Below are 13,890 nucleotides of genomic sequence, written 5' to 3' on the forward strand. Positions count from 1 at the left end.
GCCGCGCGGCATGGCCCGCTCAGCGAGCAGCGGCGCGCCCCGCCGGCGCACGCGCCACGATGGCAAGCGCGCACGCGTACGACGCCACGCCCAGCGCGAACGGCCATCCCGCCGCGGCCGCGCCACCGCCCGTGCGCGCGGCCGCGGCGAGCGCGGCCGACCCAAGGAGCGGCGCGATCGCCCCGACCAGACTGACGAGCGACGCGAGACCGCCCTGCAGTTCGCCTTGATGCCGGCCGGACGCATGGCGCGACAACTCGGCGCGCAGCGCGGGGTCGGCCACGAGTCCCAGTGCCTGGGCCATCATCCCCGCGTACGTGAGCCATGGAGACGAAGCAGCGAAATAGCACAGATACGCGACCGCACAACAGCCGTAACCCAGTGCGAGGATCGCTCGGTTGTCGACGCGCGCGGTCAACCGCCGCACGAGATAGCGTTGCGACAGGGCCATCCCGACAGCGAGCGCGGCGAGCGCCCGCGACGCATCGATCACGCTCCATCCGTAACGCGCCTGGTTCGCGAGCACGAAGCAGCTCTGGAACACGCCGTATGCGGCCCAGGTCAGCAGTAACGCCAGCAGGTACGGACGCAGCGTTTGGTTGCCGAACAGCGCGCGCAGGCTGCCCAAAGGCTGCGCACGGCGCCAGTCGAACGTTCGCCGGTGCGCGGCAGGCAGGCTTTCCGGCAGCCACGATGCGACGTACGCCGCATTCAGCGCGGCCAGCGCGCCGGCGATCGCGAACGGCAGGTACGGGTCGAACGACGCGAGCCAGCCGCCAGCGACCGGGCCAGCCACGAGTCCGACCGCGATGACCCCGCCCGCGCTGCCGTACAGATGCGTGCGGCGCTCGCCGTCGCTGACATCGGCCAGATACGCCATCACGGTCGACACGTTCGCGGCGGCGGCACCGCCGAGCGCGCGGCCGATCAGCAGCGACGCCAGACCGCCACCGAACGCGACGGTCCAGTGGCTCGCCGCGATGCCGACGAGCGCGGCCAGCAGCACCGGGCGGCGTCCGTACCGGTCGCTGAGCGCGCCCAGCATCGGTGCGCACAGGAACTGCATTGCCGAGTAGGACGCGATCGCCGCGCCCAGCACGAGCGAAACGCGCGCGGGCGACAGGCCCGCGAGCCCCGCGACGAGCGTCGGCAGCACCGGCATCGCCAGCCCCGTGCCGAGAACGTCGAGCGCGAGGATCGCGAGCACCACGCGCACCGCGCGCGTGCCGCCGTGCCCGGCAGGCGGCGCGCCGTTGACGTGCAGTTGCGCGCTCATCGCTCGAACGCCTGCAGGCGATCGGCCAGCGGCAGCGCGATCGCATGAGCGTGCACGTCGGACAGGCACGTGAAGTGATCGCCCGGCACGTCAATGCATTCGACCGGTGCGCGACTGAATGCCTCCCAACCCCACGCGGGCGTCTGCCGGATCTCCGGCAGATTGATGCCCGACGGCATCGAATCGACCGCCCGGAACAGCACGAACGACCAGTCCGACGGTTGCTTCGGCGGGTCGTAAGCCATTCCGAACGCCGCGGCCGCGCGATAGACGTTGAAGATGCCGCCGATGCTGCCGTCGTCGGCGCGCGCGTCGATCAACCCGTGAGCCTGGAGCTGCGTCTTCAGGAAGCGCAGGCGTTCTTCGTGCGATGCGGCTTCGAGACGCGCCAGCATATCGCGCGTCACGTCGACTGGCTTGCCCGAGTAGCGTCCGAAAATGCCCAGCAGCGAACCGACTACCTGGGCATCGGTCGGCGTCGTCATGCGCAGATACGGCGGCGCAGCGGAGTCGAACAACGCGATCAGGCCGGGGGGCTCCCCTTCGGCGTCGAGCCGTCGCGCCATCTCGAGCGCGACCTTGCCGCCGAGCGAATGGCCGCCCAGCAGATACGGCCCGTGAGGCTGAACGGTGCGGATGCAGCGCACGTAGTGCTCGGCCATCGCCTCGACGCTATCGTGCGGTTCGGCCTTGCCGTCGAGCCCGAGGCACTGCAGACCGTAGAACGGCCGCGCCGCTCCCATCGCGCGTGCGAGCGGCAGCACCTGGGTAACGTTGCCGCCCATGCCCGGTACGCAGAAGAACGGCGTCCCGGCACCCGTACGCTGCACGGGCACGAGGCAGTAGCGCACGTGCGCGTCATCCTCGCCGCGGGTCGTATCGGCCGCGTCCGGCGCGCCGAGCGACCGCGCCATCCGTTCGATCGTAGGCTCGTCCAGAAACTCGGCAAGCGTCAGGCAATTCGCAAAGCGCTCCCGCACGCGCGATATCAGCTGCGCGCCGAGCAACGAGTGCCCGCCCAGCGTGAAGAAATTGTCGGTCACGCCGGGCAGTTCGCCGCCCAGCAGCTCGCGCCAGAGTTGCGCCAGCTCGCGCTCGACGTCGTTGCGCGGTGCGATCCGCTCGTCGACGGGCGGCGCCGCATGCGCGCCGCCGCGCTCGCCGCGCGCATCGGTGCCGCCCGCGAGGCGGCGCAGCCACACCTCGACGTCCTCGGCCTTGCTCACCGCGATTTGCGCGCCATCGTGCGCGAGCGCGATGTCGAACACGCGGCAGCCCTCGTCGTTCAGCAGACCGTGGGCCGCGTCGATCGGCGTCTGGTTCGGATGAGCACGATCGTATGCGACCCGCATGCCGACCTCGGCCCAGGCATCCCAGTTGATCGAGACGACCGGCAGCCCGTCGTGGCGCGCCGCATGCGCGACCGCGTCGAGATACGCGTTCGCCGCCGCGTAGTCGGCCTGGCCGAGACCGCCGACGAGCGCCGCCAGCGACGAACACAGCAGCACGAAATCCGGCCGGTGCGCACGCAGCGCATCGAGCAACGCGTCCGTGCCGAGCGTCTTCGGCGCCAGCACGCGCGCCCATGCTGCCGGCTCGCCGAGCTGGACAGGCCCGCTGGCCTCGATCCCCGCCGCGTGAATCGCTCCGTCGATGCGGCCGCAGCGTGCGGCGATATCCGCCAGCGCCGCGGCCCACGCGCGAGGTTCGCCGCAGTCGGCCTGCACGAGCGTCACGTCGGCGCCGAGCGCACGCAGCGCGGCAGTCGCCGCCGCGACGTCCGGCCGCGACGCATCGACCGTGCGCGATACCAGGAACAGGCGCGGCGCGGCGACTCGGCGCGCGATATGCTCGGCAAACGTCAACCCCATGCCGCCCAGGCCGCCCGTGATCACGTACGCGCCACCGTCGACCAGCACAGGCGTCGCGTCCACGTCGGGCAGCGCCCGGAAGCCCGGCTCGTGGAACGTGCCGTCGCGCAGCGCGAGCGTCGGCACGAGCGGCGCCGGCGAGCCGGCGTCGGCGCGCGCAAGCAGCCCGCGCAGCGCCGCATGATCGGCATCGCCCGGCTCGGCCGGAAGATCGACGTGGCGACAGCGCAGATGCGCGAACTCCCGGCTCGCTGCACGCAGTGCGCCGACCAGCGCGGCTTGCACGCCGCTCGGCCGTTCGCCGGCACGCACGGCGCAGGCGCCCGTGGTGACGAGCGTCAGAACCGTGCCGGATGCGGCTTGCGGGCCGAACGTCTGCAACAGGCGCATCAGATCGTCGAAGCGCTCCACCGCCGAACCGCGATCGTCGGCGCCGACGCAATAGAGGATCTGCGCCGGCCGGGAATTCCGTTCGAACGCGCGCGCATGGCCGTAGCCGTCGCCGGCCTCGGGCGCGTGCGTGCCGCACGCATCCTCGTCGACCAGGATGCTGCCGTGCGGTGCATGCGTCGCGATCGCGTCGCGCATCGACTTGCCGCGTGCGACGATCGTCCAGGCCGCATCGGGCAACGCATCGCCGCGCGGCGGCAGTGCGGGCCGCCATGCGGGGCGCGAGCACCATGCGGCCGGCGACGAGCGGTCGGCCGCCGCCGCGGGCGCACGCTCGTCGCGCAGCGTGAAGCCCTCCACCTCGACAAGCGCGGGCCCGACGCCTCCCGCCTCGTCGAGCGCGAACAGCGTCACATCGAAGACGTTCTCGCGCACGCGGCGCGCATGGCTGAACAGCCGCGCGGTCAACGGTGCATGGAGCGACAGCCTGCGATAGTGGAACGGCAGCCGCGCGCCGCGGTTTTCCAGCGTCGACAGGAAACCGGTGGCCATGTCGAGCAACGCCGGATGCAGCGGGGCATTCTCCAGGTCGGCCGCGAACGCGGGATCGAGCTCGAGCTGCGCGACCCCTTCGTCGTCGGCGAGCCACAACGCGCGGAAACAATGCCAGCGCGGGCCGAACAGCGCGAGCCGGTCGTCGAGCGCGGCGCGCGCGGCGGGACTCGCGAGCGTGTCCGCACGCTGCGCGCGCACGTGCCCGAACCGGGCCGGCGGAGCCGGCATCTGGTCGGCATCGGCGATCGTGCCTTGCGCGTGCACGGTCCACGCCTCCGCATCGTCCGCGGCGGCGGAGGTGACTGCGAAGTCCTGAACACCGCCGTCCGCGCCGCCGAAGCTCACGCGCACGATACGTGCGCCGTGCGCGTCGTCGAGCACGAGCGGCGCCGGGAAATAGACGTCGCTCAATGCAATCCGCGGCCCGTGTCCCATCCGCTCGAATGCGCCTCGCACGAGCTCGAGACAGCCGGTGCCGGGCAGCACCGGCTTGCCGTCGAACACGCGATGCTCGTCGACGACCCACCACGACGGCGGCAATGCAAGCTCGTACGTGCGCCGCCCGCCGGCAACACGCCGCCAGTGACGGTAAAGCGCCGGCGGCCCGCTTCGCTCGACCGGCGCGTCGATCCAGTGTCGTGTGCGCGCGAACGGATAAGCCGGCAGCGGCACGCGCCGCGCGGCGTTGCTGCCGCACGCGCGGCGCCAGTCGACGCGTGCACCCAGCCGCCACAATGTGGCGATCGCATGCGCGAAGGTCGACACGTCGTCCGAACGATCGCGCGGATGACGGCCGCAGCCGAGCACATCGTATGCCCGGCCGTCCGCCTCCAGCGCGGTGCGCAGCGTCCGCCCCGGGCCTACTTCGACGAGCAGCGGCGCATCGAACGCGTCGTGCAACGTCGCGATCCCGTCGGCGAAACGCACCGTGTCGCGCAGGTGCGATGCCCAATAGCCGGCGTGGTTGGAGGCGTCGAGCGACAACCAGGCGCCGGTGCGGTTCGATATGACGGGCACCGTGCTCGCCTGCACCGGAATCCGGGCGACGAAGGCCTCGAGCGCCTGCGCGGCCGCCGCCATCCGGTGCGAATGAAATGCGTGCGACGTCGCAAGCGGCTGGCTCTGCACGCCTGCCTCGGCAAGCGCTTGCCGCAGCCGCTCGATCGCCTCGGTCCCGCCGGCCAGCACGCACTGGTTGCGACCGTTGACGGCCGCCAGCTCCACGTCCGCGTCGAGCCAGCGCGCGCATGCGTGCTCGTCCAGCGCGACGGCAAGCATCGCGCCGCGATCGGCGGCCTGCATGAGGCGTCCGCGCGTCGCGACGATTGCGAGCGCATCCGCCAGCGTGTAGTAGCCGCCGACGCACGCGGCGACCAGCTCGCCGAGACTGTGGCCGATCAGCGCGTCCGGCTCGACACCGCGAGCGCGCAGCAGCATCGCGCACGAATAGTCGACGGCAAACAGCGCCGGTTGCGCGATACCCGTCTCGCGCAGCCCGGCGGACGCATCGGTCTCCCTGCCGGGGTCCGGGTACATGGCCGCGAGGATGTCGAGCCCGTGCTGCGTGCGCAGCAGCGCCGCGCATTCGTCCAGCGCGTCGCGGAACGCCGGTTCGCGTTCATAGAGCCCCTTCAGCATCCCGATATGCTGCGCCCCCTGACCGGGGAACATGAACACGACCGGGCGATTCTCTCGCGGCTCACTCGCCGGCGCATCCCACGGCGCGTCCAGCGCCGTGCATGCGGCCTCGCGCGTCGCGCACACGATCGTGTCGCGCACCGGCAATCGCGCACGGCCCGCGCCGAGCGAGAACGCGACGTCTGACAGCCGCGCGGACGACGCGCGCAGGTGCGCGGCCAGGCGGCGACGCATGCGTCGAAGCGCGGCCGGCGTGCGGGCCGACAGCGGCAGAACCTGCACGCCAGCATCGGGTGCGTCGGACGACGGCGACGGCCGCGGCGGCGGCGCCTCGACGATCACGTGCGCATTGGTGCCGCCGATCCCGAACGAGCTGACGCCCGCGCGACGTGGCCAGGGTGCATCGGGCCACGTGTACCGCTCGGTGTTGATATGAAACGGGCTGCCCTCGAGATCGATCTCGGGATTCGGTTTCGTAAAATACGGCATCGGCGGCACCTCGCCGTGCTCGACGGCGAGAACGGCCTTCACGAAGCCGACGATCCCTGCCGCCGCATCGAGATGCCCGAGGTTCGCCTTAAGCGAGCCGAGCGCGCACCGGCGGCCGGCCGGCCATGCGCCGTTCGGGGCATAGGCCTGCGTGAGCGCGCGGAATTCGACCGGATCGCCAAGCCGCGTGCCGGTACCGTGCGCTTCCACGTACCCGACCGTGTCGGCCGGCACGTCGGCATCCCGCAGCGCGGCCGCGATGACGCCGGCCTGCCCGGCGACGCTCGGCGCGGTGTAGCTCACCTTGCCGGCGCCGTCGTTGTTGATCGCCGAGCCCCGGATCACCGCATGCACGTGATCGCCGTCCTCCAGCGCCTTCGCGAGCGGCTTGAGCATGACGACCGCGCAGCCGCTGCCGCCCGTCGTGCCGGACGCATCGGCGTCGAACGGCCGGCAGCGGCCGTCCGTCGAGATGATGCTGTCCGGCATGGGTCGATAACCGTAATACTCTGCCTCGAGCGACACGCCGCCGACGAGCGCCATCTCGCAGTCGCCCGCGCGCAGGCTCGCGCAAGCGGCATGCACTGCCACGAGCGAGGACGAGCAGGCGGTCTCGACGGTCACGGCCGGGCCGGCCAGGCCCAGCTTGTACGCGACGCGGGTGGCGAGGAAGTCGCGGCCGTTGCCGAGCAGCCACTGGATGTTCTCGAGCTTCAGTTCGCGTCTGCGCGGATAGACGTTGTCGAGCAGATAGTGGCTCGTGCCGGCGCTCGCGAACACGCCCACCCGGGCGCCGCGCGCGGCACCATAGCCGGCCGCCTCGGCAGCCTCCCACGCACACTCGAGAAACAGTCGCTGCTGCGGGTCCATCAGCGCCGCTTCGCGAGCGGAGTAGCCGAAGAACTCGGCGTCGAAGCCGTCCACGTCCTCGAGCCGGTTGCCGAGCCCGACGAAGTCCGGCTGCGCGCGCGTCTGCGCATCGACGCCGTGTTCGGCGAGCAGTTCGTCGCTGAAGTGCAGCGTCGACTCGACGCCGTCGAGCAGGTTGTCCCAGAAGGTCTGCAGATCGGGAGCGCCGCAGAAGCGGCCCGCCATCCCGATCACCGCGATCGCGCGATCGCTTGCCGGCGGCACGGCGGCCGGCGCATCGGCCGCGGCCGCAGCCTGCGCCGGCGCATCGTCGGCCTCGGCTTCGGCCACGCTCACGCGGTTACGCTCCAGGTGCGCGACCAGTGCGCGCAACGTCGGATGCTCGAACAGGTCGGCAATCGCGATCCGAGTCGCAAACGCGTCCTCGAGGCGCTTGCGCATCTCGACGATCCGCAGCGAATGCCCGCCGAGATCGAAGAAATTGCTGTCGGGCTCGACGTCGTCGCGTTCGAGCACGGCTTGCCAGATCGCTTTCACGTGCGCGAGGAGCCGGCGGCCGTCGGTCGGCACACGTTGGCCCTGCACCTTGGCAGCAGCTGCCGGTGGCGCCGAAGCATCGCCGGCCGGTGCGTCCGCGACGGGCGCGACGGGCGCGACGGGCGCGACAGGCGCGACCGGCCCGGCCGCCTGGGCGGCGAGCGCGTTGCGGTCCACCTTGCCGGTACGCGCGCGCGGCAGATCGGGCAGCCTCACGAGGCGCTCCGGAACAAGATGGGCCGGCAATTGCTGCGCAAGCCGCGTGCGCACCTCGCCTTCCGCGGGTTCGCCCACGTAGTAGCCGACCAGGATCCGATGCCCGTTCGCATCGAACGGCGCGAGCACGACGCCCTGCGTGATCCCCGGCAGCGCGTTCAGGCGCGCCTCCACCTCGCCCGGTTCGACCCGGAAGCCGCGGATCTTGACCTGCGCGTCCGCGCGTCCGACGTACGTCAGGCTGCCGTCCGGCTGGCGGATCACGTAGTCGCCGGTCCGGTAGCGGCGCGCGCCGGGCTCGCTTGAACGCGGATCCGGCACGAAGCGGCGCGCGGTCTCCTCGTCGAGGTTCAGGTAGCCGGCCGCCACGCCCTCGCCGCCGATGTACAGCTCACCGGGCACGCCGCACGGCAACGGATGGCCGTAGCGATCGAGCACCTCGAACGTCACGTTCGCCAGCGGTCGCAACACCAGCGCGCCGCGGGCATCCCAATAGTCGGTCGCCGATGCGTAGATCGTCGTCTCGGTCGGCCCATAACCATTGATGAAGCGCCGGCCTTGCGCCCACTCCCGCGCGATGTTCGCCGGACAGGCCTCGCCCGCGGCCACGATCGTCGCAAGCTCCGGCAACTCGGCGTACGGCAGCAGGCGTAGCGCGGTCGGCGTGATCTGCAGATGCGTGATCCGCTCGGCGCGCAGCAGCCCGAGCAGCTCGGGCCCCGGCAGCAGCCGGGCGGCGGGCGCGAACACGAGCGTCGCGCCCGACACGAGCACCGGAAACACTTCGCCGCACACGCCGTCGAAGACGGGCGAAAAATACTGCAGCTGGCGCGCGCCCGGATGCAGCCCGACGGACGCTGCGAATGCGTGCGCGGTATTGAGCAGGTTGCGCCGCGTCACCATCACGCCTTTCGGACGTCCGGTCGAGCCCGACGTGTAAAGCACGTACGCGAGATCGGTCGGCGCGTGCACGAGACCCGGCGCGCGCACGGCCGGCGCGCGGTCGTCGTCGATATCGTCGGCGATCAGTGTCGTCACGCCGAGCGCGGCGCAGCGCGCCGCGAGGTCGCGCTGGGCGACGACCAGCCGCACGCCGGCGTCGGCCACCGTGTAGCCGAGACCTCCGTCCACCGTGTCGTCGGGATTCAGCGGCACGAACGCGCAGCGCGCCTTCAGCGCGCCGAGCATGCCTGCAACGAGATAGGGATGGCGTCCGGTGAACAGCCCGACATGCGTGCCGGGCGTCGCGCCGTGCGCGCGCAGCGCGCCGGCGATCCGGTTCGCGAGCTGGTCGAGCTGCGCGTAGGTCCAGCGCCGTGCGTCGAACTCCAGCGCAATCGCGTCCGGCGTCGCCGCCGCGTGCGCTTCCAGTTGCGCGATCACGTCACCCGTCGCGCCGAAATCGCGCCGCGGCCCACGGCACGCGTCCGTCAATGCCGCGTATTCGTCGGCCGGCAGCATCATCACGTCCGACACGGTCTGGCCGGCATCGGCCAGCAGATTGCGCAGCAATTCGCCGAAATGGCGCGCGAGCCCGCCCACAAATGCGCGCGCGTAGCGTGACGTACGGTACTTGAAGCTGCCGCCGAGCGATGCGCCGTCGAATGCGCGCACTTCGACCATCAGGTCGAGCTTGACGTCGGCGGGCGCGACCGCGAGCTCGTCCACCGCCAGCCCCGCCAGGTCGAGCGCCTCGGGCGCCGCACTCTGCACCACCAGCCCGATCTGGAAGAACGGGTGCCGACCCGGCGCGCGAGCCGGATTCAGCGTTTCGACGAGATGATCGAGCGGCACCGACTGTCCGGCGCCGGCCTCGAGCAGCATGCGCCGACTTGCTGCGATAACGTCCGCGAGTCGCATCGGCGCGTCCAACTGCAACCGTACCGGCAACAGATTGACGAAGAACCCCATCAACGCTTCGGCATCCGGATGATCTCGTCCCGCGAACGGGATGCCGATCACGATATCGTCCTGCCCGGTGTAGCGATGCAGCAGGACCGCGAGCGCCGCGTGCATCACCATCGTCGGCGTGCAGTTCAGCCGCTCGCACAGCCGCTTCAGCTGCGGTGCGCACGATGCGGGCAACGCGAAATCGACGTAATCGGCGCCCGGTGCGCCGGCGCCCGGCGCGTCGGTCCGCTCCGGCAGCGGCAGCGCGGACGGCAGATCGCTCAGGCGCTCCCGCCATGCGGCGACGGATTCCGCAAAACCGCTCGTCGCCGTCCGTGCGCGCTGCCACGCCGCGTAGTCCTGATACTGCAACGCGGGCTCGCACGACGCGAGCGCCTCGCCTGCGGCGCACGCCCGATAGGCTTGCGCCAGCTCGCGGCGCAACAGCCCGCTCGACCAGCCGTCGTACGCGATGTGATGCAGCACGATGCACAGCACGTGTTCGTCCGGCGAGACGCGCAGCAGCAATGCGCGGATCGGCCACTCGCGGTCCAGCTCGAACGGACGCGCCGCTTCGCGCGCGAGTCGCTCGTTCACGCGCCCCGGCTCGATCGGCTCGACGACGAACGGCACCGGCGCCGGGGCGTCGATCTGCGCCAGCGGCTCGCGGCGCGGATGGCCGGCATCGTCCACCCACGCCTGCACGTCCGCGGTGAAGCGCGTTCGCAGCACCTCGTGGCGCCCGACCACGCGGTTCAGCGCCGCTTCGAGCGCGTCTCGATCCAGGCGGCCGCGCACACGGAACACTTCCGGCATGTTGTACGCCGCGCCCGGCTCCGCCTGCCGGGCGAACCACATACGCCGCTGCGCGAACGACAGGCGCCGGCGCTCGTGGCCGTCCGCGCGCGGAATCGGCGCATCCGCGCGAGCGGCCACGCCTTTCCGGGCAGCCGACATCATGTGCTCCATCACGCGCTCGGCAAGCTGCTCGATCGTGGGCCGCTCGAACACGTCGGCCACCTTCAATTTCACGCCGAACGCATCGTGGACGCGCGTCAGCGCCTGCGTGACGAGCAGCGAATGGCCGCCTCGCTCGAAGAAATTGTCGTGCACGCCGATGCGCGTCGTGCGCAGCAGCGCCTCCCAGTCCTGCGCAAGCCGCGCCTCGAGCGGGTTTCGCGGCGCGACGTACGCATGCGCGAGCGCATCCCAGTCCGGATCGGGCAAGCGCTTGCGGTCGATCTTGCCGTTCGGCGACAGCGGCAGCGCCGGCAACAGGACCAGCGCACGCGGCACCATGTGCTCGGGCAGCCGCGCGCGCAGATGCTCGAACAACGCTTCCCGGGTCGCCCCCGCATCGGCATAACCGACCAGTTCGAGCTCGCCGCCCGGCGCCCCGCGCGCCACGACCGCGCATTCGCGCACGTTCGGATGCTCCGCGAGCACGCTTTCGATCTCGCCGAGCTCGATCCGGAAGCCGCGAACCTTGACCTGGTTGTCGAGCCGGCCGATGAACTCGATCGTGCCGTCCGCCAGATGCCGGCAAAGATCGCCGGTGCGGTAGAAGCGGCGGCCGCCCGGATCGGACACGAAGCGCCCGTCGGCATCGAACCCGCCGACCGGGAAACGTTCGCGGGTCAGCTCCGGCCGATTCAGGTAACCCGACGCGACGGCGCCGCCGCCGATCAGCAGTTCACCGGGCACGCCGAGCGGAACGAGATTCAGTGCGTCGTCGACCACGTACATCGACGTGTTCGGCAACGGCGTGCCGATCGGCATGCTGCGCTCGGACTCGTACCACGCGTCGCGCGGTTCGAAGGTCGCGCTTTCGCACGTGGCTTCCGTCACGCCATACACGCTGAGCACGCGAGTATCCGGCGCGCACAGCGCGCGCAGCTTGCGGTACTCGTGGACGAACCAGACGTCCGCACCGCACGTGACCGCCTGCACCCCGTCCAGGCGCTTGCCGCTGCGTTCGAGATATTCGATCATCTGGCGCACGACGGCCGGTACGAATTCCATCACGGTCGCACGCTCGCGCTCGATCAGCGCATGTAGCGCCTGCGCATCGGTCAGGCTCTCCCTTGGGCACATGATCAGCCGCCCTCCCCCGCCGAGGCCGCGAATCACGTCGCTCATGAACACGTCGAACGTATGGTTCGCCATCTGCAACACGGCCGTCACACCCGGCTGCGTGCGGCCGTAAGCTGCCTCGAATGCATGAAACAGCGACATCCAGCTCCCGTGCGAAACCTCGACGCCTTTCGGGCGACCGGTGGAGCCCGACGTGAAAATCACATAGGCGATGTCGTCGGCGGTCGTCATCGCTCCATCGGGATCGAAGCCCGCGAGCGGTGCGCCCGGCTCGCACACAAGCGCTTCCATCGCGATCGCGGTGCAATCGAACCCTGCGCCATCGCACGGATGTTCGACGACGATCGCCGCCGGCGCCACGTCGGCGATCAGTGCATCGCGTCTCGCGTCGTCGGGCGACACCGGCACGAACACGGCGCCGGCCTTGTGGATCGCGAGCAGCGCGACGACCACGTCCGGACCATAGCGCCGCAACACGACGACGCGATCGCCGCGCCGCACGCCCGACGCCCGCAATTGCGCGGCCAGCGCCGTCGCTCGCGCGTCGACGTCCGCGTAGGTGGCGCGCCGCTCGCCGTATACCAGCGCCAGCGCACCGCCGTCGCGCTGCGCCGCCTGCTCGAACGCGCGGTGAAACGGCACGAATGGGCGGCCCGGGTCTCGCGCGCCGTCGTTCGCGAGCGCCAGCATCGCGGCCGCGGCCTCGCGCGACAGCAGCGGCGCCGCGTCGATCCGCGCGTCGGGGTCGGTCACCAGGCAACGCAGGATGCGCACGAGGCTGTCGGTCATCTGCTCGACGAGCGCGCCGCCGAGCAGGTCGCAGTCGTACTCGAACGCTGCGCGCATGCCGTCGCCGGCGAGTGCCAGCGTGAGGCTGAGATCGTACTTCGCGGTGCAGGAGTCCAGCGTATGCATCCGCGCTTCGATTCCGGCGCCGAAGTCCACCTCGAACCCTTCGGCCGCGAAATCGAACAGCACCTGGAATATCGGCGCATGAGCCAACGAACGCGGCGGCTGGACGGCTTCGACGATCTTCTCGAACGGTACGTATGCGTGCTCGAGCGTGTCCAGCACCGTCGCACGCACGCGTTCGAGCACGTCGGAAAAAGTCGGCGTGCCCGATACGTCGACCCGGTTGGGCAGTGTGTTCACGAAATAGCCGATCACGTCGTCGCGCTCGAGCGCATAGCGATTCGAAATCGGCGATCCGACCACGATGTCGCCCTCGTGCGTATAGCGGCGAAGCAGCACCGCGAACGCCGCGAGCCCGACCATGTACATCGACAGGCCGCGCGCCCGCGCGACCTCCTTGAGCCCGTTGGCCACATCGAGCGGCACATCGAATTCGATCCGGCGCCCGTTGAAGCGCCGCGCGGCCGGCCGCGGATGATCGAGCGGCAGCGGCAGCACGGCAGGCGCGCCCGACAGCCGGGCCTCCCAATACGCGAGGCCGGCGGCGAGATCCGCGGATGCGGCGTTCGCATCGGCATGCAGGCCGTCGTCGAGCGGCGCGGCGTCCGGTTCGCGGCCGTGTGCGAGTTCGGCATACGCCCGCGCGAGTTCATCGAGGAACAGCTGCAGCGAACGGCCATCGAACACGATGTGATGCACGGTCGCGACGAGACGGTAGTCGTCGTCGGCCACCCGCGCGAGCGTCGCGCGCAACGGAGCATCGCGCTCGAGGTCGAACGGTGCTCGTGCCTGCTCGCTCTCGAGTTCCGCCACGCTCGCCGCCGGATCAGGCAGGCTCGAGAAGTCGACGCGCGTCAGTGCGGCCGGCGCGTCGACGATCTGCACGACCGGCTGGCCGCCGCGGCTCGGAAACCGGCAGCGCAGCGCGGGATGCCGCCGCTGCACGACGTCGAGCGCGCGCGCGAGCGCATCGGGGTCGACACGGCCGGACAGGCGCAACGAGAACGGGACGTTGTAGGTCACCCCGCCACGTTCGAACTGATTCAGGAACCACAGGCTCTGCTGAGCCGCGGACATGCCGGTCGGGCCGGCGGCGATGGACTGGACGGACGTTTCCGCCGGACTTGCGAGATCCATGCATTGCTCCAGGAT

The 13,890-nt window shown here is 71.0% G+C and carries 2 protein-coding genes; both read right to left on the reverse strand.

Going from position 1 to position 13,890, the window contains the following annotated elements:
* Positions 1-19 precede the first annotated feature (19 nt).
* The gene (locus QZM15_RS11335) at positions 20-1,276 is read right to left on the reverse strand and encodes an MFS transporter (protein WP_302106394.1); all 1,257 of its coding nucleotides are present in this window, start codon (positions 1,274-1,276) and stop codon (positions 20-22) included.
* Entirely contained in the window at positions 1,273-13,875 is a 12,603-nt protein-coding gene (locus QZM15_RS11340; protein ID WP_302106395.1) for a non-ribosomal peptide synthetase/type I polyketide synthase, read from the reverse strand. Before QZM15_RS11340 ends, QZM15_RS11335 begins: the two co-directional genes overlap by 4 nt.
* Between the last annotated feature and the right edge of the window lie 15 nt (positions 13,876-13,890).

This window comes from Burkholderia sp. AU44665 (assembly GCF_030504405.1).
Taxonomy (GTDB): domain Bacteria; phylum Pseudomonadota; class Gammaproteobacteria; order Burkholderiales; family Burkholderiaceae; genus Burkholderia; species Burkholderia semiarida.